This window comes from Mesorhizobium sp. P2_F7 (genome assembly GCF_056403695.1).
In genome coordinates, this window is the sequence record NZ_JBFUFA010000001.1 from 103,791 (window position 1) to 126,982 (window position 23,192).

The following is a 23,192-nucleotide window of genomic DNA, read 5'->3' on the forward strand; positions in this document are numbered from 1 at the left end:
CGTTAACCAAATGGCCAGAGATTCCATCCGCTTTCCGCCATGGCTTGTGGACCTTCGCCGCGCGGGCTTTTATTAACAAAGCGTTAACTGCAAATTGCCCGCCTTGTAGGTTCGCCAAGAGGTTTCACCGAAAGGGTCCGCCAAGCGCATGCCTTCCGAGAACTACTCTTTCCTCGATGTCGCCGTGCTCGACGCGGTCCGCCAGCGCTTCGCCGCCGGCGACGCGATCGCCATCCTGTCGGCCGACCTCGAACAGGTGATCTGGGCCAACGGGCCGGGCGCGGCGGTGTTCGGCTATCCCGATATCGAAGCCATCATCGGCGCCTCGGCACAGCTGCCGCTGATCGCCAGGCGGCAGATCATGGCGACCGCCGGCTTCCCCAGGATCGGCAGCGACCGCGCCATCACAGTGCGGCTGGCGACCGGCATGACCAGCCGCGCCGTCGGCTTCCTGGCCAGCGCGGTGACCATGCCTGACGGCGAAAGCGCTATCATGCTGGCGGTTCCGGCAGCGCAGACCGGTTCACGCAGTGCTGCCGACATTGCGGCCCGCGCCATCAGCGGCTTTAACGAAGACGGCCACTTCATCGCCTTTGTCGACGCCGCCGGCACTGTCGAGGCGGCTTCGGACGGTTTTGCCGCGCTCGCCATCCGGCCCGAGACGCTGGCTGCCCTTGTCGCCGATGTGGCGAGCCAGGACGACCGCATCGTCAAGCGGCTGGTCCCCGGCGGCACGACGTCCTATCCGGCGGGCTTTGCCCGACTGACCGATGCCAGGCATCTGCTGGTGGTCATCGACGAGGACCAGCTCGGGGAAGAAAATCCCGTCGGTGAGCTGGATGCCGAACCTGTCGTAGCGCAGCAGGATGCGGGCCCGACGCAAGCCGCCCCAGAGGACGCGGCAGCTGTAACGGCGGATGCGGTGGCTGACCAACCCGCAGCAAGCAGCGATCAGGGCGCTCCGCTCGCGGTAGCGGCTGATGTCGCCGAGGCCGCTCCGACTGAGCATGAGGCTTCGGCGTCAGCCGTTACACAAGCAGACGATCGCGAGCAGACGACCGGCCGCGAGCAGGCCGCCAACGACAGTGCGCCTGCGCAACATGATCATTGGTACTTCCATGCCGGCGAAGAACCGCGGGCGAGCGAGCCGGACAGCCCTGCACAAGCCGAGCCGGAATCGGTTGTCCCGGCCGTGAACCCGCAGCCGGACAATCCTGTTGCCACCTCTCCCACCCTGCCCTCCAACGCAACCCCACCGGCTGCGCCATCCGCCGCCCGCGAGATCGACCGCACGGCGGCGCCGCTGCGTTTCGTCTGGCGCACCGATGCCGAGGGCAAATTCAGCGCGCTCTCGCCGGAGTTCGCCGACATCGTCGGCAAGCCTGCCGCCGACGTGATCGGCCGCCGCTTCAAGGACGTTGCGACAATTTTCGGCCTCGATGCCTCGGGCGAGATAGCCGGCCTGCTCGAACGCCGCGACACCTGGTCGGGCCGCTCGGTGCTGTGGCCGGTTGCCGGCTCTGACCTGAAGATACCGGTCGATCTGGCCGCACTGCCCGTCTATGGCCGCAGCCGCGCCTTCGAAGGGTTCCGCGGCTTCGGTGTCGCCCGCGCCAGCGATGCGGTGGTCGATCACGAAGCGATCGGCATGGCGCTGATCCCCAATGGCGTGCCACCAGCAGCGGCCGAGCCAGTCTCCGAACAGATCGTGGCGGAAGTTCCCAAGGCGGCCGATCCGTTTGAGGGCGAAGTGCCGGCGCTGACCATCGTGCCGAAGCAGGAACGGCGTTTCGCCGACAAGGTCATCCGGCTGGCCGAGCATAGGCAGCCCGCCAACGACAAGGGCCTGTCGACGCTGGAACGCAGCGCTTTCCGTGAAATCGGCGAGCGGCTGAAGAAGGACAATCCTCCGCCGGAGCAGCCGGAGACTGCCAAGCAGGCCAAACCGGTCATCAAGGATCAGGCAACGCCTGGCCAGACCGAGCCGGACCAGGCCAAGCCAGATCAGCCCAAGCCGGATCATGTCGAGGCGGACCAGGCTGAAACGGCCGCGCAAGCCCAACAACCCGCCGAAGCCTCCACTCTGGACGAGGCCGTCCCGGTTGCTGCGGTGAACCCATCGGTGGCCGACAGCGAAACCGCTGAGGCCGAGCCGCCGGAAAGCGATGCCGAGGACGAAAAGGATCTGGCGCGGCTCGACGGCGCGCCGCCGGGCGACGTTACTGCGGACAGCCAAGCAAGCGAGGCGAAGGCGCCGATAGTCTCACGCTCGCTGCTCGACTATGTCGATCCCGAACCAGGCTCCGTCAGCGGAGAAAGCACCGAAGCGACGTCTTCCAACAACGAACCGGCGCCGGCTTCCGAGCCGGATGAGACCAGCGCACAAGAGATCGTCGAGAGCGCGGAGCCGCAGCCGGCTGTTGCCGAGACGCCGGCCGATGCCGGTGAAGACGACAGCATGACGTCCGCCGACTTCCGCGATGCCGAGGACAATGAGGACTGGGCCCCGGCCGGCCAGGCCGGGTCGGCCGTGCAGGACGGGGACAGGGCCGGCGATGCGGACACCGCGCCGGTAGAACCGCCGCGCCTGAAAGTGCCGCCGCTCAAACTTGACGGGTTTGTGCCTTCGGCATTTTCGGCCGGAGATGAACACAAGGCGCCGGATACGTCGATCCTCGGCAAATTGCCGGTGCCGCTGCTCATCCATTCCGGCGACGAGCTTCACTACGCCAACGACGAATTCCTCGGCCTCACCGGTTATGACACGCTCGAGGATTTGAGCGATGCCGGCGGCCTCGGCGCGCTGTTTGCCGACCCCTACTCCGAGGCGGTTGATGAAAGCGACCACGCTCTGCGGCTGAAGACGCGGGAAGGCCAGGAATTTCCGATCGAGGCCATTTTGCGTTCGGTGCCGTGGCGCGCGGGCAAGGCGCTGATGCTGGTGGTGCGGCGCACCGGCGAGGACGAGGCGCCGGTGGCTGCGCATGTCGCGACCGAAGAGCAGACGCAGCCCGACGTGCCCGAGCTCAAATCGCGCATTGCCGAAATGCGCACCATCATCGACACCGCGACCGATGGCGTGGTGCTGATCGGCCGTGACGGCGACATCCGCTCGATCAGCCGGCCGGCCGAGGCGCTGTTCGGCTTCGACAGCGACGAGGTGACCGGCAAGCCGTTCGCTTCGCTGTTTGCCATCGAAAGCCAGCGTGTGGCGCGCGACTATCTCAACGGCCTGTCCGAGCCCGGCGTGGCGAGCGTCATGAATGATGGCCGCGAGGTGATCGGGCGCGAGGCGCAGGGGCGCTTCATTCCGCTGTTCATGACCATAGGCAGGCTGCCCAACGACAGCGGCTTCTGCGCCGTGGTGCGCGACATCACGCAGTGGAAGCGCGCCGAAGAGGACCTGACCCAGGCGCGCGCGGTGGCCGAGCGCGCCTCCTCGCAGAAGACCGATTTTCTCGCGCGCATCAGCCACGAAATCCGCACGCCGCTCAACGCCATTATCGGCTTCTCCGAGCTGATGGTGGATGAGAAGTTCGGCCCGGTCGCCAATGATCGCTACCGCGACTATCTGCGCGACATCAACCGCTCGGGCAATCATGTGCTCGACCTCGTCAACGACCTGCTCGACATCTCGAAGATCGAGGCCGGCCAGCAGGAGATGGACTACGAGGCGGTGTCGCTCAACGATACGCTGGGCGAGACGGTGGCGATGATGCAGCCGCAGGCCAATCGCGAGCGCGTCATCATTCGCTCCAGCTTTGCTTCGCGGCTGCCGGAAGTGGTCGCCGACCTCAGAAGCGTGCGCCAGATCGCGCTCAACATCCTGTCCAACGCCATCCGCTATACGCAGGCCGGCGGCCAGGTGATCGTGTCGACCGCCTATGAAACCTCCGGCGATGTCGTCATGCGGGTGCGCGACACCGGCATCGGCATGAGCCATGCCGAGATCGAGCAGGCGCTGAAGCCGTTCAAGCAGATCAACGCACTGAAGCGCGGACGCGGTGACGGCACTGGCCTCGGCCTGCCGCTGACCAAGGCGATGGTGGAGGCGAACCGCGCCCGCTTCACCATCACCTCGACGCCGGGCGAAGGCACGCTGGTCGAGGTCGCCTTCCCGTCGACGCGTGTTCTGGCGGAATAGAGCCGCTCCATCCAGAACCGGCACAAAGAAAAGGCGTCCAACAGGACGCCTTAAAGGGATTTTGCTGTCACAACGGGGGCTTGAGCGAATCTGATCCTCAGGGGACGAGGAACGGGATTTCTCCCTCAAGTTACGTGCGACTATCGACGCCGGGCCTTAACAACTCCTTACCGGCCGCCCAAAAAATTTACGAATGTGTACCACTCGTGAAATCTAGGTAAATTCGACCGACATATCTCGTTAACCATGCCGGCGGCGGTCACTCCGCCAGCTGCGGCACGTTCCTGAACAGCTCCAGCGCTTCCGGATTGGCCAGCGCCTCCTTGTTCTTGATGGCGCGGCCGTGGACCACGTCGCGCACCGCAAGCTCGGTGATCTTGCCAGATTTGGTGCGCGGAATGTCTGAGACGGCAACGATCTTTGCCGGCACGTGGCGCGGGCTGGCGCCCGTGCGGATCTTCGCCCGGATGCGCTTTTCCAAATCCTCGTCCAGCGTCACGCCGGCGGCCAGCCGCACGAACAGCACGACGCGCACGTCATTGTCGAAATCCTGGCCGATGCACAGCGCTTCGAGGATTTCCGGCATCTGCTCGACCTGGTTGTAGATCTCCGCCGTGCCGATGCGTACGCCGCCCGGATTGAGCGTCGCGTCGGAGCGGCCATGGATGATCATGCCGCCATGCGCCGTCCATTCGGCGAAGTCGCCATGGCACCAGACGTTGTCGAAGCGCTCGAAATAGGCGGCCTGGTATTTCTTGCCGTCAGGGTCGTTCCAGAATCCGATCGGCATCGACGGAAACGCTTTTGTGCAGACCAGTTCGCCTTTCTCCTCGCGAATCGGCTGGCCGTCATCATCCCAGACATCGACGGCAAGGCCGAGGCCGGGTCCCTGGATCTCGCCGGTCCAGACAGCTTGCGTCGGGACGCCGAGAACGAAACAGGAGACGATGTCGGTGCCGCCGGAGACCGAGGCAAGGTGCACGTCTTCCTTGATCCCGTCATAGACAAAGCGAAAGTCCTCCGGCGACAGCGGCGAGCCGGTGGAGGAGATCGCCCGCACGGTCGACAGATCATGGCTGCGGATCGGCTTGAGGCCGGCCTTGCGCACGGAATCGATGAATTTGGCCGAGGTGCCGAAGAAGGTCATCTTCTCGGCATCGGCGAAGCTGAACAGGACATTGCCGTCGGGGTAGAAGGGCGAGCCGTCATAGAGCAGCAGTGTCGCGCCTGACGCCAGGCCCGACACCAGCCAGTTCCACATCATCCAGCCGCAGGTGGTGAAGTAGAAGAAGCGGTCGCCTTCGACGAGGCCGGCATGCAGCCGGTGTTCCTTGACATGCTGGATCAGCGTGCCACCGGCCGAATGGACGATGCATTTGGGAATGCCGGTCGTTCCCGACGAAAACAGGATGTAGAGCGGATGCGCAAACGGCAGCCGCTCGAACGTCACAGGTTTGGTGGCGAAAGGCGACAGCGCTTCTTCCAGCGCCTCCGCCTTGTCGATGACCGCTGCGACATCCCTTGAGGAGCCGAGATAATCGACGACCAGAACCTTGCGGACGGTTTCGAGCTTCGTGGCCACGGCAGCAATCTTGTCGGCGACTTCGATCGCCTTGCCATTGTACCAATAGCCGTCCGGGGCGATGAAGACGACCGGCTCGATCTGGCCGAACCGATCGAGCACGCCCTGTTCGCCGAAATCAGGAGAGCAGGACGACCAGACCCCACCGATCGAGGCCGCCGCCAGCATGGCAGCCACGGTCTCCGGCATGTTGGGCATCATCGCGGCGATGCGGTCGCCCTTCTTCACCTTGAGCGACAGGAAAAGCTGCTGGAAGCGCGAGGTCAGCTGGTGCAGTTCCTTCCACGACAGCCGCCGCTCGATCTTGTCCTCGCCGCGAAAGACGATTGCGTCAGCAGAACCGGTCTTTTTCAGCAGGTTCTCGGCGAAATTCAGTGTCGCATCGGGGAAGAAAGCGGCGCCGGGCATCTTGTCGCCATCGACCAGCACGGTCTCACCCTTGTCGCCGACGATGCCGCAAAAATCCCACAGCAGGCTCCAGAAGCCTTCGCGATCCTCGACCGACCAGCGGTGCAACTCGGCATAGGAGGCGAACGATGTGCCGGCTTTTGCCGCCGCGGCCTTCATGAAGGCGGTCAGCGGCGCCGCATCGATCCGGTCTTGCGTCGGGGTCCACAGCGGTGCTTCGGCAGCCATGATCGATCCTCCTTGAAGCCCGTCGCGTCGCAAGACTGATATGCTTTTGTTTCTATGCATGTCGTTGTCGCGGAACCGCTGCACACTTCCGCGCGACATGCATTAGCCCCTGCTTTGCAGGCGCCGCTGTCCCAAAAACGCCGCGCCTCGTAGCAAGCTGAAGCTGCATCGCTTATGCCTATCGCCATGCAGCAGAGCAAGATTTTGTTCAGCTAAACTCGGCCAAGTGTGCGCAATTGCCATCGCCGGGCCATAAAGACTTGAAATGCGTCAGCGCTGGGTTACACCCGTCGGGCGATTTTTTATCGGAATGAAAGCATACGGGGCTATATGCCATCACCTTTGATCCGGCGCGGAATATGGGCGATCGGCGTTGCCGTGCTCGTCATCGCGCTGGTCGTCGCCGCTCTGCCGCTGATTGCATCGACCCGGATCGTGCGCGACCGCATCGCCTGGGAGATGAGCGCGTGGAGCGGTTTCAGGGTCACCATAGAGGGTTCGCCGCGCATCGAGGTGTGGCCGACGTTCCGCGCCATACTGAGCGACGTCACGCTGTCGCAATGGACCGAGACCGACGCACCGCCGGTGATCGAAGCCGAACGGGTCGAGGTCGACCTTTCGGCCATGGCGGCGCTGCAGGGCGATGTGGTGTTTTCGACGGCGCGGCTGGTGCGGCCGACGATCCGGGTTCAGCGCAGTGCAAACGGCATGTTCCTGCCCGCCGTACCCACGGGAGGCCGCATCACGCGCTCGATCGACACCGCGCGCGGCGTGGTCAGTGCGGATCCGTCCAAACCTGATCTGAGCAAGCTGCCGACCGATCCTTTCGGTACGGTGGAGTTCAGGGACGGTCGCATGGTTGCCTCCATCGGCGGCAAGGACGTCGAATTGCTGACCAGCCTCAGCGGCCAGGCGAACTGGGCGGCGATGAACAGCAATGCGACCTTGTCGGCGACCGGTATCTGGCGCGGCGAAAGCGTCACCGTCGAGGCGTCTTCGGCCAAGCCGCTGGTGCTGTTTGCAGGCGGTGCTGCGCCGATCACCTTTTCGTTCAAGGCGGCCCCTGCCAGCTTCTCGTTCGAAGGCACGGCCGGCATGTCGCAAAACGCCTATTTCGACGGCCAGGCGAAATTCGCCGCACCGTCGCTGCGGCGCGTGCTTGAATGGGCGCAGGCCGGCATTGCACCGGGCGCCGCAATCGGCTCGGTGTCGATTTCGAGCAAGATCACGGCGACGGCCGGCCGCGTCAAATTCGAAAACACCGCAGTCGCGCTCGACAACAACCCGGGCATGGGGGCGCTGGACTTCTCGTTCGGCGACGCCTTGCCGGTGATTTCCGGCACGCTTGCCTTCGATACGCTCGACCTCAGGTCGCTGTTCTCCGCCTTCACGCCGCTGGCGCCCACCGGTGAAACGGGGCCCGGGGAAATCGACACCAGCTTTGCCGACCGCATCAATCTCGATCTCAGACTGTCGGCGGCGCATGCCTCGGCGGGCGCGGTCCAGCTTGCCGACGTCGCCGCCACCGCGCAGGTCAAGAACGGGCTTGCTGTCTTCGATATCTCCGATGCGTCGGCCTTCGGCGGCAACGTCCAGAGCAGCCTGCGCTTCGACCGCAAGCCGGAGGGTTCGCAGGTCGAGATCCGGCTGCTCGCCTCCGACATTGACGGCGCCGCTTTCGGCACGGCTGCCGGCATGACGCGACTGGTGCCGGCCAGCACCGGTACGGTCTCGGTCATTCTCAAAGGTCCCGGCAAGTCCTGGGACTCGATCTTCGAGAACGCCGACGGCTCGGTCTCGGCGACGTTTGGGCCGGGCGCGTTGAGCGGGCTCAATTTGCCGGCGTTTCTGAAGCACACCGAACAGGGCGGCTTCTTCGCGCTTGACGATGTCTCGGACGGGACGCTGCCGATCGACGGCGCCGAGCTCAAGGCCACCATCTCGAAGGGCGTGGCGCGGTTGGACAAGGCCGAGGCCAATTCGGCGAAATACAAGATCTGGCTGTCCGGCATCGCGTCCTATGGCGGACGCGGGCTGGCGCTGTCGGGCGGTGTTACCCAGGCCGATCCGGCGGTAGCGCCCGCCAATAGTCAGCAAGGCCCCAACAACCAATCGTCATTCTTTGTCGGTGGCACCTGGAGCACACCGTTCATTTCGCCGATCAGTCGCGGCATTTCAGGTGAATAAGCAGCCTCTCCCCTGGGGCTGCCGTCCTTTTAAGATCAGCCGCGCTGCGCGGCCTGTTCGTCGAGCTGACGCTGCACCTCACGCCGCTTGTTGGCGACCGAGGCGATAATGACGCCGACCGCAACAACAGCGATCAGGATGGTGCAGGCGGCATTGATCTCCGGCGTGACGCCAAGACGCACCTGGCTGTAGATCTTCATTGGCAGCGTGGTGGCGCCGGGGCCAGAGGTGAAACTGGCGATGACCAGATCGTCGAGCGAGAGCGTAAAGGCGAGCATCCATCCGGAGACGATTGCCGGCATGATGACCGGCAGTGTGATCTGGAAGAAGGTCTTGACCGGTGTTGCGCCAAGATCCATCGCGGCCTCTTCCAGCGACCGGTCGAACGAGACCAGCCGCGACTGCACGACAACGGCCACAAAGCACATGGTCAAAGTGATGTGGGCAAGCGTGACGGTGAAGAAACCGCGGTCGAGACCGACGGCAACGAACAACAGCAACAGCGACAGGCCGGTGATGACTTCGGGCATGACCAGCGGCGCAAACACCATGCCGGAAAACAGGATGCGGCCCCGGAAGCGGGTGTAGCGGGTCAAGGTCAGGGCCGCCAGCGTGCCGAGCACGGTCGCCACCGTGGCGGAGATGACGCCGACGCGCGCGGTTACCCAGGTGGCGTCCATCAGCCCCTGATTGTGGAACAGCGAGACATACCATTTGGTCGAGAAGCCGCCCCAGACGGTAACCAGCTTCGATTCGTTGAAAGAGAAGACGACGAGCAGCACGATCGGCAGATAGAGGAAGGCAAAGCCCAGCACGACCGAGGTGACGTTGAAGCGGCTCCAGGTGGCGTTCATTTGTCCTGCTCCTGGGCGCGTGCCTGGGCCTGCTGGAACAGCATGATCGGCACGATCAAGAGTAGCAGCAGGATGACAGCGACGGCCGACGACACCGGCCAATCACGGTTGGCGAAAAACTCGTTCCACAAGGTCTTGCCGATCATCAGCGTCTGCGAGCCGCCGAGCAGGTCGGGAATGACGAACTCGCCAACGGCCGGGATGAATACCAGCAGGCAGCCGGCGATGACGCCGGGCAGCGACAGCGGGAAGGTGATCTTCCAGAAGGCGGCAGTCGGCGGACAGCCGAGGTCCTTGGCTGCCTCGATCAGCGTATAGTCCATCTTTTCCAGCGACGAATAGAGCGGCAGCACCATGAATGGCAGGTAGGAATAGACGATACCGATGAAGATCGCCGTGTAGGTGTTGAGAATGATCAGCGGCTGATCGATGATGTGCAGCGACAGCAGAAGCTGATTGAGCAACCCTTCGGGCTTGAGGATACCGATCCAAGCGTAGACGCGGATCAGGAACGAGGTCCAGAACGGCAGGATCACCAGCATCAGCAAGGTCGGGCGAATCGTCGCCGGCGCGCGCGCCATGCCGTAGGCGATGGGGAAGCCGACGATCAAGGTCAGGACCGTCGAGACTGCGGCGATGATGACGCTGGTGATATAGGCCTTGAAGTAAAGCGCATCCTGCGTCAGCCAGACATAGTTGTCGAAGCTGAGTTCGCGGAAACCGGCGAAGAAGCCGGAAATACCGTTCGTGAAATCCAGCACCGGCGTGTAGGGCGGCATGGCGATTGCCGACTGCGACAGCGAAATCTTGAAGACGATGATGAACGGGATGAAGAAGAAGAACAGCAGCCAGAGATAGGGAACGATGATGACGAGGCGACTGACTAAGCCGGCGCCGAGCCGCGTCAGCAATGGTTTGGCCGCTGTTGATGGGCCGCCGTCCGTAATGGCGATGTTGGACATAGCCGCCCCCTACCGTGTCAGCACGACGCCGGCATCCGGCCTGAAGGAGACCCAGGCGCGGTCGTTCCAGGTCAGCGGATCCTCGGTCACACGCGCTGCGTTCAGGGCGCTTGCCCGCACCATCTGCCCGTCGTCAAGCCTGATATGATAGACGGTCATGTCGCCGAGATATGCGACGTCATAAACCTCCCCTTCGAGCACATTGGCGCCATCGGCCGGCTTTTTGGACGACACCTTGATCTTCTCCGGCCTGATGGCGAAGACGATGTTGGAACCAGCGACGGCATCGGCGCTGTTTTCGACGACGATCTGGGCTCCGGTCGCTCCGGTGATGCGCGTCGTGTTCCCCGCGCGCTCGGCGACCTTGCCTTCGAACATGTTCACATTGCCAACAAAGTGCGCGACGAAGCGCGAGCTGGGCGCCTCATAGACTTCGGCGGGCGTGGCGACCTGCATCACCTCGCCCTTTTCAAGGATGGCGATGCGGTCGGCCATGGTCATGGCCTCCTCCTGGTCGTGGGTAACGACGACAAAGGTGAGCCCCAGCGTCTGCTGCATATCCATCAGCTCGAACTGCGTTTCCTCGCGCAGCTTCTTGTCGAGTGCGCCGAGCGGCTCGTCGAGCAGCAACACTTTCGGCCGCTTGGCAACCGAGCGGGCGAGCGCCACGCGCTGGCGCTGGCCGCCGGACAATTGGTGCGGCTTGCGCTTGGCGAACTGCTCGAGCTTGACCAGCTTCAGCATCTCGGCGACGCGCTTGTCGATCTCCGGCGCCGGCATGCCTTCCTGCTTGAGGCCGAAGGCGATGTTCTTTTCCACCGTCATATGCGGGAACAGCGCATAGGATTGGAACATCATGTTGACCGGGCGACGATAGGGCGGGATGCCGCGCAAATCCTGACCGTCGAGCAGGATGCGGCCGGCGGTCGGCTCCTCGAAGCCGGCGAGCATGCGCAGCAGCGTCGACTTTCCGCAGCCGGAAGCGCCGAGCAGGGCGAAGAACTCGCGCTCGAAAATGGTCAGCGACAGATTGTTGACGGCGGTGAAGTCGCCGAACTTCTTGGTGACGTTCTCGAATTGAATGTATGGCTTGGCGTTCGGGTCGTTCCATGGCGCGAAATCCCTGCGGATGCTGCCAAGCGATTTCATGTCCCACTCCGTCCTGTTTTTTTGCTTCTTGCCCCAGAGAAGAATGGCCCCGGCAGGTGACTGACGGGGCCATGTCGCATTGCTTACTGGCCGGTGACGATCTTGGTCCAGCTGCGCGTGATCAGGCGCTGCGTCTTGGGATCGTAAGGCTGGACCGTATAGAGTTTTTTCAAGGTCTCGGCGTCCGGATAGACCGCCGGATCATCCAGCAGAGCCTTGTCGACGAACTGCTGCGAAGCCTTGTTGCCGTTGGCGTACAGCACATAGTTGGACGACTTGGCGATGACTTCCGGCTTCATCATGTAGTTGAGGAATTCGAGTGCCTCGGCGACATGCGGCGCATCGGCCGGGATCGCCATCTGGTCGAACCACATCTGCGCGCCTTCCTTCGGCACGGAATAGCCGATCTCGACGCCCTGCTTGGCCTCCACGGCCCGGTTGCGCGCCTGGAAGACGTCACCCGACCAGCCGACCGCCAGGCAGATATCGCCATTGGCGAGTGCGTTGATGTATTCGGACGAATGGAATTTGCGGATATACGGCCGCACCTTCAGCAATGTTTCCTCGGCCTTGGCGATGTCGTCGGGCGAGGTGCTGTTGGGGTCGAGGCCGAGATATTTCAGTGCCGCCGGGATGATGTCGGCCGGCGAGTCCAGCACATAGACGCCGCAGTCCTTCAGCTTGGCCAGGCTGTCGGGATTGAAGAACACATCCCAGCTGTCGATCTTGTCGGTGCCGAGGGCGGCCTGCACCTTCTTGATGTTGTAGCCGATGCCGACCGTGCCCCACATGTAGTTGATCGAATATTCATTGCCCGGATCGTATTTGGCGGTCCGTTCCAGAACGGTGTCCCACATGTTGGAAATGTTCGGCAGCTTCGACTTGTCGAGCTTCTGGAACACGCCGGCCTGGATCTGGCGCGCCAGGAAGTTGCCGCTGGGCACGACGACGTCATAGCCGCTGCCGCCGGCAAGAAGCTTGGTCTCGAGGATCTCGTTGGAATCGAAGGTGTCATAAACGACCTTGATGCCGGTTTCCTTGGTGAAGTCCTCGATGATCGAGCTATCGATATAATCCGACCAGTTGAAGACATTGACGACGCGGTCCTCGGCGTGGCCGCCGACGGTGAAAAGCGTCAGAAATGCCGAGGTTGCCGAAAGCCAGAGCGCTTTGCGGATCATGCTGTTCTCCTTTGATGAGTGTTCCTTCGCCAATTCGTCGCAGTTTCAGCGCGATTGGGCATTTGCTTCAGAGTATTGAGCTTTCCGGGCAGCCACAAGCGCCAACTGCCGGCTGCATGCGGGCAGTTCGACAGGCGGCGGATGATGGCTCTGTGTCCCCGTCTGAGGGGTACGCTGCCGCCGTCAAAGGCTTTCGCCGTGGCGCGGGCAGGGATACGACACTGTGATCCGGTCTTGGTCCGACCGGCGGGGACACTTGGCAAGATAAGCCTGTCTTGTTGTTGCCGTGTCCCCAGCCTGCCCGTGCCGCAGCGAGGTTGTCAATGGCCCGCGCGGGGGACGCCCGTCAATAAGGTGTGTGCCGCGTCAATTAGGGGATGGCAGGCCGGTGATACCTGGCCGCGCTGGCCGCGCCTGGCGCTTGAATTCAAGCCCGATATGGACAAGCAGCGCTGCGACCACAACGGCGCCGCCAATGATGGTGCGCACCGAGGGCACCTCGCCATGGACGAGCCAGACCCAGATCGGGCCGAGGATCGGCTCGAACGTGCCGAGCAGGGCAGCGATGGCCGCCGGAACCAGCCGGGCGCCGGTGGCGAAAAAGGCAAGGCCAAGGCCAAGATTGATGACGCCGAAGGCAAACAGGAAAGCCATGTCGTGGGTGGAGACGGCGAATTGCGTGGCTTGCGAGGCGGCGAACGCCGCTGCCAGCAGCGTGCCGAGACATGTCGCCGGGGTCATGCGGACATGGGCGAAGCGCCGAGTGATGACGGTGGCAATCGAGAACATCACGGCGATCAGCAGCGCCAGCCCGTCGCCGATCGGCGATACCGCGCCGTCGAGCGATTCCGACACCATGATGGCGACGCCGGCGATGACGGCGGCAATCGCCACCCAGGTCGCGATGGCGACGCGTTCGCGAAACAGCACCCAGGCAAGCAAAGCCGCCAGCAGCGGCACACCGGCCTGCATCAGCAGGATGTTGGCGACGGTGGTGTAGGCGAGTGCGACGACGAAGCATGTCGAGGCGGTGGCAAAACACACCGCCACGGCAAGGCCGGGCAGGCCCATGTCGCGGAACAATCTGAGCATGCCGCGCCAGCCGTCGCGCCAGGCCATGAAGCAGATCAGGAAGGCTGCCGCCCAGAGCGAGCGCCAGAACACGACCGTCCAGCTGTCAGTGGTGTCGATGAAGCGGGCAATGGTGCCGCCAAAGCTCCACATCAGCGCCGACAGGAACACCAGCAGAAAGCCGACGCGCTCCTCGCGCGGCGACACGGTCGGCGAAATGGTTGTCGGAGAAGATGCGGTATCGGTCATGGGCTGCGACTGTCGGCTATCTCGGGAAGGCATGATGCACAATGGACGACAGAAACGTGCCGCATTCGCCTAGCGCAAAGTGGACGACCGGGCGTGGTCCAGCATGGTGTTCCGCTTAGGGCACCTAGAGCCTGTTCCATCCCGATGCGATCAGGATGGGTTCCATCTCTTTATTTCAGCATGATATCTGGACAAAGCGGTTCCCGTTTGTCCGAGAAAACCGGATTCCACTTTTCGGGATCATGCTCTAGCCTCCGGCAATGACAAAGTCTCCCTGGGAAAGAAGCCAGGCAACGTCGCGGCCATCGACCTCGAGATGTTCTCCAGCCTTGGGGAAGACGTAGGTAAAGCCCGATGCCGGCGCGGCGACGACGATCGACGTGTCGCCGCGATACTCGATCGCGACAATGCCGGTCAGCGCCGGCGGCTGCGGCGGTCCTGATATCCGGGTTCGACGCGGCGGCGACTGCCACATCTGGCGATTTTGACCACAGCATCCCATCATCATCTCCTGTTGTTATGTCGTCTTCGACCCGGTCGCTTGCTCAAGCAAGCAGGCGGCTCCCGAAGCGGCGAGCCAGACCAGCACAAACTCAATCCAGCCGTGGCTGACGAGTGGCGCGAACAACGCCGATGGCCACAGGCTCAGGCAATAGAAACAGTCCATAAGATGCCCCAGCACATGATCGCCGGCCCTGGCCCTGACCTTGACGACGATGTCAAAGGGTCCGTCCTCGGCGGCAACGAAATGCGCGATCCGCCAGGTGGCAAGGCTGATGAGGATGAAAACGAGTTCGCTTGACATCTGATCCCCATGAGAAGCTCTCGCGCGGCGGAAAGACGCCGCCGCGCGAGAGACGATTTCATCCGTTGATGACGGCGATATCCACGTCGGGATCCACCCGGATATCGATCGGATCATAGTTCCAGTCGGACAGATGCCCATTGTCTGCGCCGGCAGGGTTCATTGCGCGGGCGAACGCGCTGCAGCCGAGGCCATAGGAGCCCTCGAGCGCACTCGAGTCCAAGCGATAAGTGCCGGACAGGAGGCAAGAGTTGTCGCTGGTCGTCTCATGCCAATGAGACGTATCGGCCAGCGACGTCTGCAGCGAGAAGGACCCGCTGCCGCAGCCATGCGACGTCAGGACAGCATTGCGCAAATGATGCGCAGTGACAGACACGACGATGCGCACGTCGATGTCTTGGGGCACGACGCCGCGCCGGATGGTCGGGCATGGCACCAGCAGGTTGCGCCCGGGCAGACCGAATGCGCCGTCGGGTTCCGAAGCGAATTTCCAGGCCAACATGTCGAAATGCACCGTTGGGGCGGTGTTGTCCGTCTGTATTGCGACGACACCGGAATACATCAGGTGATTTTTCGCTGGCCCTCCGACCTCGATCTTGAGGAGTGTCCTCTGCAGTGTCGGCGTCGGCCATTCAAGCACGAGATTGTCCGGATGGAACGCCGTCGGATTGGGCAGCACCGGATACCAGCCATTGGCGTCCGGAGTAACAAGGTGCGGCGATCCCGACGGTATCGGATAGATGTTCCAGGACAGCCCGGTGATGGCGTTGAAGGTCACGCCATTGTCGGTGCTGGCGAGCACCCGGTAGAACTGCGCTTTCGGTACATTGACGCAGCCATAGAGCTGCAAAGTGCCGTGGAACGGTGTCCGCGCCAGTGGACGAGGCCCTATTGGCGGTTTTGGACGGTTCGGACGCACGGCATAGCCGGTGACGGCATTGAAGTAGGAGGCATTGTTGAGCGGCATCAGACCGGCGAACAGGATTTCCGGCACGTCCTTGCAGGGCACGACGGGCGTTTCGCAGACACGCGATACACGCGCCCGGCTGGAAGCGACAAGCGTGACCGGAGGAATGACACCGGCATTCAAGCGGACGTCGAAATAGCCTTCGGAATAGATGACTTCCTCGATGCCGTCGCCATTGGTGTCCTGGGTGACCCGGAAGGTGATATCCGGCACATCCACGATGCGCTGCCACTCCGGCAGGAAAATATCGAAGCAGCGCAGGAACGGACCGATGTAGCGGTTGAGGTCGAACCCGTCGATTTCCGCATGATGCACGCCCAATTGCTTGGCGACCGCGGCGCGGATGGCCTCGCTGGGGTCGGACGGCTTTTTGCCGACGATGTCGTCATCGCCGCTCAGCATCTTCTGGAATTCCATCGGAAGAGGCGCCTGCATTTCCGTCGGGAAAGCGCGCGCTCCCTCAAGCTCGGCCGCCAATGTCTCCCGCCCGCTCTGCGAGCTCGCTTCCAGACTGAGGCTTGCTGCATTCGACATGGCGCCAAGCGCTGCCTCGATATGGCGCTTCAACCCCGGCAATTTCTCCACCGGGCCTGGACGCGGTGGCACCGGCAGATCCAGTTCCGGTATGGCCACCAGATCCTTGATCGAAGGCCTGACGAAAATATACGGGAAGCAGATCCGCCGACGGCGCCAGCGGAGAATCCAGTCGATATCGAAGCGCGGGACATAGACGCAGAAGCGTCCGCATTTGTCGGTCTTGACGGTGGCAATGACCTCGCGCCGACAGTGGAATGGATAGAACCATCCCCAGCGCCAGTTGGCCGGGAAATAGCTGACCAGGTTGCAGTCGGTGTCCTGCACTTCGACGGTGGCGAACGGAACGGGGTATTCGACGCCGGTGACCGGATCTTTCTTGACGACGCGCCCGCAGATGCGCCGGAAGAAGAACAGTTCGGGATCGATACGCCATTTCAACCGCTCGGCGAGGTCGGCAACGCTGTGGCCGATGAGTTCCTTGGCATCAACCTCGGCCAGCGCGGCAAGCCGCTCGGCCTGAAGTCTGGTGATGATGCGTTTGTCAGGGGTGAGTTCGGCCTTGTGTGCGGCCGGCTTTTCAGGCGACTTCATGGCTGCAATCTCCTCTGGTTTCAGCTGCGGGTTAAAAAATCCGCAGACCAGTATCGAGTAACAGTATTGGCCAATTAGTTATGTTAGAGGCGTCACATATACAAAATACAACCTTCAATTGAACTTTCAACTTATGGATTATTATTAACCAATTACTTTATATATTCTTGTAGTTCATATGTATATCTCGAAATTTATCTGTGATCCATTTCATAGACTTTCTGCTTTGGTTTAGACAGCCGGCGACAACCCTTTCAGGCATCAGGGGCATGCGGATCTTTTGCGCAAGAGCCTGCAGTCCGGCCAATAGCTGGCAGGCCCGCCGCCAGCGGCGGCACTCAGGTCTGTATCGGGATGTCGTCAGCCTATGATGTGGTCTTGTTGCCGCGGATGAAGCGCCAGAGACCGGCGAGCGGAACCAAGAGGAGAATGCCGAACTTCTTCAGCGCGATCAGCGCGACCGCAATGAGCCCTGCCTTGGCCGCCAGCTTTCCAGCGATGAGGCCGCCAATGCCGACCGCGGCCACGGTGTCGGTACCGGGCAGGAAGTCGGTGTATTTGCTGCCGGTGTTGAAGTCGGCAACGCTGAGCACTTCGTCCAGGCTCTGCTTGATCTCCGGCAATTGCTCCACGGTGGCGATGTAGCTCATCACGAAGACGCCTTCCCGGCCGAGGAAACGGACATCGTAGTTGAGCGTATGGACGGCGTCGTCACCGAACTGCAACTCCTTTGCCCAGTGCAACCGCTTGTGGACGAAATCATAGACAGGGGGCGAAGCCCAGCCGATCAGCTTGATCGGCTGATAGCCGTCCTTCACGCGTTGATCGTTGGCCGACAAAGTGTCCGCCTGCATGCTGCTCAGCAGTTCGGCGTAGTCGATGGAGGCGGCGTCGCCGTCATCGACATGGCCGATCTTTTCATAGCGCAGCTCGATGCCCCAATTGTTGTCACCGATCGGGCTATTTTTGACCGGGAAGATCATACCGAGCGCCTCTAAGGCGTTATCCGGCGGATTGCCCCAGGCTTCGGTCAGGACCGAACCGGTGTCCTTCTTGTCCAGAAAATAGAATTTGTCCTTGAGATCGAGATGGATGCCTTCGGGCAGGTCGACCGCGCCGGTCTTCGGCTCGATCTTGTCCAGGAACGCTTTGCCTTTGTCATTATACTGTTCGTAATCCTTGAAGAATTCCGAGGATTTTTCCGCCTGTGCAGGCCCTGCCGAAAAGGCAAGCGCCACGCCAAGCCACAAAGCTTTCCTGTCCATAAGCCATCCCCCCTTGGCAGCCATGCATCTGGTCTTTCGATAGCGCAGCGCCGATGCTTAATCAATATTTCGAGCGTTCTGGTTCGGAGAGGGGATATATTTCTCGCCGCTAAAGTGCGGATGGCAAGATCCAACAAGCATCACTGGAAATCGAAGGCGCTTAAGCCCGTCACCATCTCGTCGAGGCCGAGCGGACGGGTCACCGGCGGCTCGGCGCGGGCGAGACAGCCGATGCGTTCGCACAACCGACAAGCCGGGCCAATCGCCGTGGCGGCGCCCTGTCCGGTCTTTGCCGACGCCGGCAGCCCCGCGCCATAGACGACCTCGTCGCGAAAGCCGATATCGCAGCCCAACAACAGCGCGGTGCGGCGCGGACGCTCGGAGAACGAACCTTGCGGCCCCTCGAGCGTCCGGGCGATGCAGAGGAACTCGGCGCCGTCAGGCATTTCGACCGCCTCGACCAGGATCTGGCCGGGCAGCGCGAAGGCGGCATGGACAGGCAGTTTCGGACAGCCGCCGCCAAAGCGGCTCTGCGGAAAGCCCTGGCCGCCCGCCTTGCGGAAGCGGTTGCCGGCATTGTCGACCTCAAGCATGAAGAACGGCACGCCGGAGGCACCCGGACGCTGCAGCATGGTCAGCCGGTTTGCCGCTTGCTCGAACGAAACGCCGAAGCGTGAGCGCAGCACGTCAATGTCGTAGCGGGCGCGGACAGCGGCGGCATGAAAGGCCTGGTAGGGCATCATCAAGGCATGGGCGGCGTAGCGGCCGAGTTCGAAGCGAGCGAGCCGGCGGGCTTCATCGGTGCCGAGCTTCAGCGCCTGGATCTCGCCGGCGACCGCGACCGTCATGCGGATCAGGCAGGCCTCCATGGCGACTTCGCGCAACTGGTCGAAAGGCGACAGCCGTTCGGACAGGAACAGGCGCTGCGAATGACGGTCGTAGCGGCGGCGCCAGTTCGGCATGGTGGCGACCGGCAACACCTTGACGACGATGCCGTATTCGCGCTTCAGCCAGGCTTTTAACGCGCCGAACAGATCGTCGCCCGGGTCGAGCACGGAGGTGAAAGCCTCGGCTTCTTCTTCGAGTGTGCCAAAATGGTTGGGCCGGCGCTCGAAAATCTCGTGCACCTCGTCGATCGGCAGCCGTGCGCCGGAAAGCGCGGTGGCCCGGCCCTCGCGCGCCAGAAGTTCGTTGAGATCGGACAGCCGCTCGGCCTGCTCACGATAGGCACGAAACAGTTTGATCATCGCCGCCGACGCGTTGGGCGCCGCCTCCGCGAGTTCGATCAGCTCCTGGTCGCCCGGCAATTCGCCGGCAAGCAGCGGGTCGCCGAACACTTCCTTCAAAGCCGAGATCGACCCCCGCGCCTCGCCCTGCAGTTCATGCGGATCGACCTTGTAGACCGAGGCCAGCTTCAGGATCAGCTGCACCGTCAGCGGTCGCTGGTTGCGCTCGATCAGGTTGAGATAGGAGGGCGAGATGCCGAGGCCCTCGGCCATCGCCGTCTGGGTAAGGCCCTTGGCGATGCGGATGCGGCGGATGCGCGGCCCGGCGAAAATCTTCTGATCGGCCATCGGCTGTCCTTGACAGGAATTTACACGGCTGGCGCGCGACGGAGGCGCATTCGCCTTTTACAATCGTGACAAATTTACAGTGCCATCCAGTCAAACACAACACAGGTTTTCTCTTATTTTTGGCCGGATACGGCGGTTTTCCTCGCCTTTTTCGCGGTGCAATGTAAACGATGTCACACACCAACGACGCAAAATCCCCGAAGCGCGACGTTGCAAGATACTGACATCGATTGATCTGGAGTGAGCAATGACCGATTTTTACAACCTCGTCCCCTCGGCGCCCGAAGGCCGCTTCGACGGAATTGAACGGCCCTACTCGCCGGACGATGTGAAGCGGCTGCGCGGCTCGGTCCAGATCCGTCAGAGCCTTGCCGAAATGGGCGCCAACCGGCTGTGGAAACTCATTCACGAGGAAGACTTCGTGAACGCGCTCGGCGCCATGTCGGGCAACCAGGCCATGCAGCAGGTGCGCGCGGGCCTGAAGGCAATCTACCTCTCAGGCTGGCAAGTTGCCGCCGACGCCAACACCGCGTCATCAATGTATCCGGACCAGTCGCTCTACCCGGCCAATGCGGCGCCGGAACTGGTCAAGCGCATCAACCGCACGCTGCAGCGCGCCGACCAGATCGAGACCTCGGAAGGCAACGGCCCGTCGGTCGATACCTGGTTCGCGCCGATCGTCGCCGACGCGGAGGCCGGGTTCGGCGGCCCGCTCAACGCCTTCGAGATCATGAAGGCATTCATCGAGGCGGGCGCCGCCGGCGTCCACTATGAGGACCAGCTGGCCTCGGAAAAGAAGTGCGGCCATCTCGGTGGCAAGGTGCTGATCCCGACCGCGGCGCATATCCGCAACCTCAATGCGGCACGCCTTGCGGCCGACGTGATGGGCACGCCGACGCTGGTCGTGGCGCGCACCGATGCCGAAGCGGCAAAGCTGTTGACCTCGGACATCGACGAGCGCGACCAGCCCTTTGTCGACTATGACGCCGGCCGCACGGTCGAAGGTTTCTACCAAGTCAGGAACGGCATCGAGCCGTGCATCGCGCGCGCCATTGCCTATGCGCCGCATGCCGACCTGATCTGGTGCGAAACCTCCAAGCCCGATCTGGCGCAGGCCAAGAAGTTCGCCGAAGGCGTGCGCAGGCATCATCCCGGAAAGCTGCTCGCCTATAATTGCTCGCCGTCGTTCAACTGGAAGAAAAACCTCGACGACGCGACGATCGCCAAGTTCCAGCGCGAGCTCGGCGCCATGGGCTACAAGTTCCAGTTCATCACGCTGGCCGGGTTCCATCAGCTCAACTTCGGCATGTTCGAACTGGCGCGCGGCTACAAGGCGCGGCAGATGTCGGCCTATTCCGAGCTGCAGGAAGCCGAGTTCGCGGCCGAAGTCCACGGCTACACCGCGACCCAACACCAGCGCGAGGTCGGCACCGGCTATTTCGACGCGGTGTCGATGGCAATCAGCGGCGGCCAGTCCTCGACCACCGCCATGCATGAATCGACCGAGCACGCCCAGTTCAAACCGGCAGCGGAATAGCAGCAACCAACAGAGGAAACGCCCAAAAGGGCAAGGGACATAGGAGAAGAAAAATGGCATCGATAAGCCGCGTCAAGGAACGTGCAGAAGAGCAGTCCACCACGATGAGCGTCGACCAGCAGGCGACCATCCGCATGCTGGCCAACGACCTGCACCGGCTCAATCAATCGGTGATGAAGGCAGTCGAGGCGGGCGTCTCGGTGGAACTGGTGCGCTCAGCCCGGCACCATGGCGGCGACGGCAATTGGGGCGACCTGTTGATCCCGGTCATCGTCACCCAGCAGAGCCACGGCTGATCTTACCTTACGGAAGCTTTGTGCTTACGGAATCTTCTAACACGGTCGTGCACTGGCCGTTTTTCAACGTCACCCGCGCGCTTTCAGCGCGGGTGACTTTCGCTTTTGCGCATTCCCTTAACTACAGTTTGAAGACAGACCTTGGTTTCGAGGTTTAATATTTCTGGCTATATTTCCCAGCTCCGCCATTTCAGCTTGACATGGCGCGCGATCTCGCGCCATTTGGCTCTCGTATTTCAACCCTGCATTGAAGCAGCGCCGAGTGCCCGCCCCGCCCATGTGTCCTGTGAATCGCGAGACCGACACCGCCAAACATCTGAATTCGAAAAACGGGGATGCGAATTCCGAAATGCTCACGGATTTCTCCCAGGTGCTGGTGGTCGGAAAATCGCCGATCAGCCGGGTGGTGGTGTCGAAGATCGTCGAGAAGTCGGGGCTGAAGCCGATCTCCGAGTCGCCCGAGATGGCGACCAAGGCATTGCGAACCCTTATTCCAGGCGCAGTCGTTCTCGACGGCGGCGCCGACAACAAGGACTGCGACGCGCTGATGTCGGCCATCGGCGCATTGCGGCGCGCGTCGGGCCGGTCGCTGCCCTCGGTGATCCTGCTTTCAACCAAGACCGGCACGCCCGAAAGCCTCGGCCTGTCCAGCGTGATCGACGTGGTGGTCACCAAGCCGATCACCACCGAAAGGCTGCAGCCGGTGATCGACCGGCTGATCGGTCTCGGGCGCGGCTGACCGCACTCCGCGCCTCACTGTCTGAAACGAGGTAAGGCGGTCAGCCTTTGCTGTCGATGCTTTCGATCAAAGCCGGCAGTTCGCCCAGATCAACAATCTGCCGAAAGCGCGGTGCCGAGACCGGTGGCTCGACATGTTCCAGCACCCAGGTCAGTTCGTGCGGGATGTAGACGCCCCAGCTGCCGGCCTCGATGGCCGGCACCACGTCCGACTTGAGCGAATTGCCGACCATCATGCTGTCCTGCGGGCTGCCGTGGCGGCCAAAGATCCTGGCATAGGTGGCGGCGCTCTTGTCGCTGACAATCTCGACGGCATCGAACAGGTCGCCGAGGCCGGAGGCTTCCAGCTTGCGTTCCTGGTCGAAGAGATCGCCCTTGGTGATCAGCACCAAATGATACGCGCCGGCGAGCTTTTCCACGGTCTCGCGCGCATGCGGCAGCGCCTCGACCGGATGTCCCAGCATGTCGCGCCCGGCTGCAAGGATTTCGGCGATGGTCGAGGCCGGCACACGTCCCTCGGTTACATCGATCGCCGTTTCGATCATCGACAAGGTAAATCCCTTGATGCCGAAGCCGTAGACGGCAAGGTTGCGCTTTTCGGCTTCGAGCAGTCGCGCCGAAATCTGTTCCGCGTCGCCATGGTCGGCCAAGAGTGCGGCAAAGCGCTTTTCGGTCGTGCGGAAGAACTGTTCGTTCTGCCACAGCGTGTCGTCGGCATCGAAGCCGATTGTGGTCAATTTGCCTGGCATGTGGTGTCTTCTGCTGCTCGATCTGCGGGAGCCCGACCCTAATCTGGACGGAGCGATTTTCAACCAGGAAGGCGAACTCAGGTGGGCTCCCCTTCCCTTCCATCACCCGCCCCGGCTA

The 23,192-nt window shown here is 62.4% G+C and carries 17 protein-coding genes; 5 read left to right on the top strand and 12 right to left on the bottom strand.

The features are described 5' to 3' along the window. The first annotated feature begins 148 nt into the window (after positions 1–148). The gene (locus tag AC1DZ8_RS00515; protein ID WP_477308853.1) at positions 149–4,144 is read left to right on the top strand and encodes a PAS domain S-box protein; all 3,996 of its coding nucleotides are present in this window, start codon (positions 149–151) and stop codon (positions 4,142–4,144) included. A gap of 259 nt (positions 4,145–4,403) precedes the next feature. Here the strand turns inward: AC1DZ8_RS00515 and AC1DZ8_RS00520 are convergent, their stop codons facing one another. Further along, positions 4,404–6,362, bottom strand: coding sequence for an acetoacetate--CoA ligase (locus tag AC1DZ8_RS00520; protein ID WP_477308851.1), 1,959 nt, complete (start codon positions 6,360–6,362; stop codon positions 4,404–4,406). Positions 6,363–6,692: 330 nt separating this feature from the next. Between AC1DZ8_RS00520 and AC1DZ8_RS00525 the strand changes: the two genes are divergently transcribed. After that, complete coding sequence (locus AC1DZ8_RS00525) at positions 6,693–8,549, top strand: AsmA family protein (RefSeq protein ID WP_477308849.1); 1,857 nt, start codon at positions 6,693–6,695, stop codon at positions 8,547–8,549. Positions 8,550–8,584: 35 nt separating this feature from the next. Here the strand turns inward: AC1DZ8_RS00525 and AC1DZ8_RS00530 are convergent, their stop codons facing one another. The 10 genes from AC1DZ8_RS00530 to AC1DZ8_RS00575 all read right to left on the bottom strand — a co-directional run bounded on the left by AC1DZ8_RS00530 (position 8,585) and on the right by AC1DZ8_RS00575 (position 19,754). Then, positions 8,585–9,403, bottom strand: coding sequence for an ABC transporter permease (locus AC1DZ8_RS00530; protein ID WP_352558593.1), 819 nt, complete (start codon positions 9,401–9,403; stop codon positions 8,585–8,587). Continuing rightward, positions 9,400–10,365 (bottom strand): ABC transporter permease subunit, encoded by a 966-nt coding sequence (locus tag AC1DZ8_RS00535; protein WP_477308846.1) that lies wholly within the window; start codon positions 10,363–10,365, stop codon positions 9,400–9,402. The genes AC1DZ8_RS00530 and AC1DZ8_RS00535 overlap by 4 nt, the downstream gene beginning before the upstream one ends. A gap of 9 nt (positions 10,366–10,374) precedes the next feature. Further along, positions 10,375–11,514, bottom strand: a complete 1,140-nt coding sequence (locus tag AC1DZ8_RS00540) for an ABC transporter ATP-binding protein (protein WP_477308844.1) — start codon at positions 11,512–11,514, stop codon at positions 10,375–10,377. Between the two features lie 83 nt (positions 11,515–11,597). Next, positions 11,598–12,695: a polyamine ABC transporter substrate-binding protein gene (locus AC1DZ8_RS00545; RefSeq protein ID WP_477279726.1), complete on the bottom strand. Its 1,098-nt coding sequence runs from the start codon at positions 12,693–12,695 to the stop codon at positions 11,598–11,600. A 366-nt stretch (positions 12,696–13,061) separates the two neighbouring features. Then, positions 13,062–14,015 (bottom strand): DMT family transporter, encoded by a 954-nt coding sequence (locus AC1DZ8_RS00550; RefSeq protein WP_477308842.1) that lies wholly within the window; start codon positions 14,013–14,015, stop codon positions 13,062–13,064. A 247-nt stretch (positions 14,016–14,262) separates the two neighbouring features. Then, on the bottom strand, positions 14,263–14,490 hold the full coding sequence (locus AC1DZ8_RS00555) for a hypothetical protein (protein WP_477308840.1): 228 nt from the start codon (positions 14,488–14,490) through the stop codon (positions 14,263–14,265). Positions 14,491–14,532: 42 nt separating this feature from the next. Next, complete coding sequence (locus tag AC1DZ8_RS00560) at positions 14,533–14,820, bottom strand: DUF1360 domain-containing protein (RefSeq protein WP_477308838.1); 288 nt, start codon at positions 14,818–14,820, stop codon at positions 14,533–14,535. Between the two features lie 58 nt (positions 14,821–14,878). Further along, the gene (locus AC1DZ8_RS00565; RefSeq protein WP_477308836.1) at positions 14,879–16,915 is read right to left on the bottom strand and encodes a hypothetical protein; all 2,037 of its coding nucleotides are present in this window, start codon (positions 16,913–16,915) and stop codon (positions 14,879–14,881) included. Positions 16,916–17,280: 365 nt separating this feature from the next. Further along, positions 17,281–18,180, bottom strand: coding sequence for a DUF2167 domain-containing protein (locus AC1DZ8_RS00570; RefSeq protein WP_477308834.1), 900 nt, complete (start codon positions 18,178–18,180; stop codon positions 17,281–17,283). Between the two features lie 140 nt (positions 18,181–18,320). Beyond that, entirely contained in the window at positions 18,321–19,754 is a 1,434-nt protein-coding gene (locus AC1DZ8_RS00575; RefSeq protein ID WP_477308832.1) for a helix-turn-helix domain-containing protein, read from the bottom strand. A 247-nt stretch (positions 19,755–20,001) separates the two neighbouring features. On the opposite strand from AC1DZ8_RS00575, the gene aceA reads away from it, so the two are divergent. The 3 genes from aceA (at position 20,002) to AC1DZ8_RS00590 (ending at position 22,326) form a co-directional block, all read left to right on the top strand. Continuing rightward, the gene (gene aceA / locus AC1DZ8_RS00580; protein ID WP_477308830.1) at positions 20,002–21,291 is read left to right on the top strand and encodes an isocitrate lyase; all 1,290 of its coding nucleotides are present in this window, start codon (positions 20,002–20,004) and stop codon (positions 21,289–21,291) included. Positions 21,292–21,344: 53 nt separating this feature from the next. Continuing rightward, positions 21,345–21,587, top strand: coding sequence for an SMc00767 family acetate metabolism repressor (locus AC1DZ8_RS00585; RefSeq protein ID WP_006202762.1), 243 nt, complete (start codon positions 21,345–21,347; stop codon positions 21,585–21,587). A gap of 349 nt (positions 21,588–21,936) precedes the next feature. Beyond that, the gene (locus AC1DZ8_RS00590; protein ID WP_477308828.1) at positions 21,937–22,326 is read left to right on the top strand and encodes a response regulator; all 390 of its coding nucleotides are present in this window, start codon (positions 21,937–21,939) and stop codon (positions 22,324–22,326) included. Between the two features lie 40 nt (positions 22,327–22,366). Here AC1DZ8_RS00590 and AC1DZ8_RS00595 read toward each other — a convergent pair whose 3' ends face one another. Then, the gene (locus AC1DZ8_RS00595; RefSeq protein ID WP_477308826.1) at positions 22,367–23,074 is read right to left on the bottom strand and encodes an HAD family hydrolase; all 708 of its coding nucleotides are present in this window, start codon (positions 23,072–23,074) and stop codon (positions 22,367–22,369) included. Positions 23,075–23,192 lie beyond the last annotated feature (118 nt).

What these genes read in the sequence shown, in the direction of transcription:
- AC1DZ8_RS00515 (WP_477308853.1), top strand. Translation starts at nt 149, where the DNA reads ATGCCTTCCGAGAACTACTCTTTCCTCGATGTCGCCGTGCTCGACGCG.
- AC1DZ8_RS00520 (WP_477308851.1), bottom strand. Translation starts at nt 6,362, where the DNA reads ATGGCTGCCGAAGCACCGCTGTGGACCCCGACGCAAGACCGGATCGAT.
- AC1DZ8_RS00525 (WP_477308849.1), top strand. Translation starts at nt 6,693, where the DNA reads ATGCCATCACCTTTGATCCGGCGCGGAATATGGGCGATCGGCGTTGCC.
- AC1DZ8_RS00530 (WP_352558593.1), bottom strand. Translation starts at nt 9,403, where the DNA reads ATGAACGCCACCTGGAGCCGCTTCAACGTCACCTCGGTCGTGCTGGGC.
- AC1DZ8_RS00535 (WP_477308846.1), bottom strand. Translation starts at nt 10,365, where the DNA reads ATGTCCAACATCGCCATTACGGACGGCGGCCCATCAACAGCGGCCAAA.
- AC1DZ8_RS00540 (WP_477308844.1), bottom strand. Translation starts at nt 11,514, where the DNA reads ATGAAATCGCTTGGCAGCATCCGCAGGGATTTCGCGCCATGGAACGAC.
- AC1DZ8_RS00545 (WP_477279726.1), bottom strand. Translation starts at nt 12,695, where the DNA reads ATGATCCGCAAAGCGCTCTGGCTTTCGGCAACCTCGGCATTTCTGACG.
- AC1DZ8_RS00550 (WP_477308842.1), bottom strand. Translation starts at nt 14,015, where the DNA reads ATGACCGATACCGCATCTTCTCCGACAACCATTTCGCCGACCGTGTCG.
- AC1DZ8_RS00555 (WP_477308840.1), bottom strand. Translation starts at nt 14,490, where the DNA reads ATGTGGCAGTCGCCGCCGCGTCGAACCCGGATATCAGGACCGCCGCAG.
- AC1DZ8_RS00560 (WP_477308838.1), bottom strand. Translation starts at nt 14,820, where the DNA reads ATGTCAAGCGAACTCGTTTTCATCCTCATCAGCCTTGCCACCTGGCGG.
- AC1DZ8_RS00565 (WP_477308836.1), bottom strand. Translation starts at nt 16,915, where the DNA reads ATGAAGTCGCCTGAAAAGCCGGCCGCACACAAGGCCGAACTCACCCCT.
- AC1DZ8_RS00570 (WP_477308834.1), bottom strand. Translation starts at nt 18,180, where the DNA reads ATGGACAGGAAAGCTTTGTGGCTTGGCGTGGCGCTTGCCTTTTCGGCA.
- AC1DZ8_RS00575 (WP_477308832.1), bottom strand. Translation starts at nt 19,754, where the DNA reads ATGGCCGATCAGAAGATTTTCGCCGGGCCGCGCATCCGCCGCATCCGC.
- aceA (WP_477308830.1), top strand. Translation starts at nt 20,002, where the DNA reads ATGACCGATTTTTACAACCTCGTCCCCTCGGCGCCCGAAGGCCGCTTC.
- AC1DZ8_RS00585 (WP_006202762.1), top strand. Translation starts at nt 21,345, where the DNA reads ATGGCATCGATAAGCCGCGTCAAGGAACGTGCAGAAGAGCAGTCCACC.
- AC1DZ8_RS00590 (WP_477308828.1), top strand. Translation starts at nt 21,937, where the DNA reads ATGCTCACGGATTTCTCCCAGGTGCTGGTGGTCGGAAAATCGCCGATC.
- AC1DZ8_RS00595 (WP_477308826.1), bottom strand. Translation starts at nt 23,074, where the DNA reads ATGCCAGGCAAATTGACCACAATCGGCTTCGATGCCGACGACACGCTG.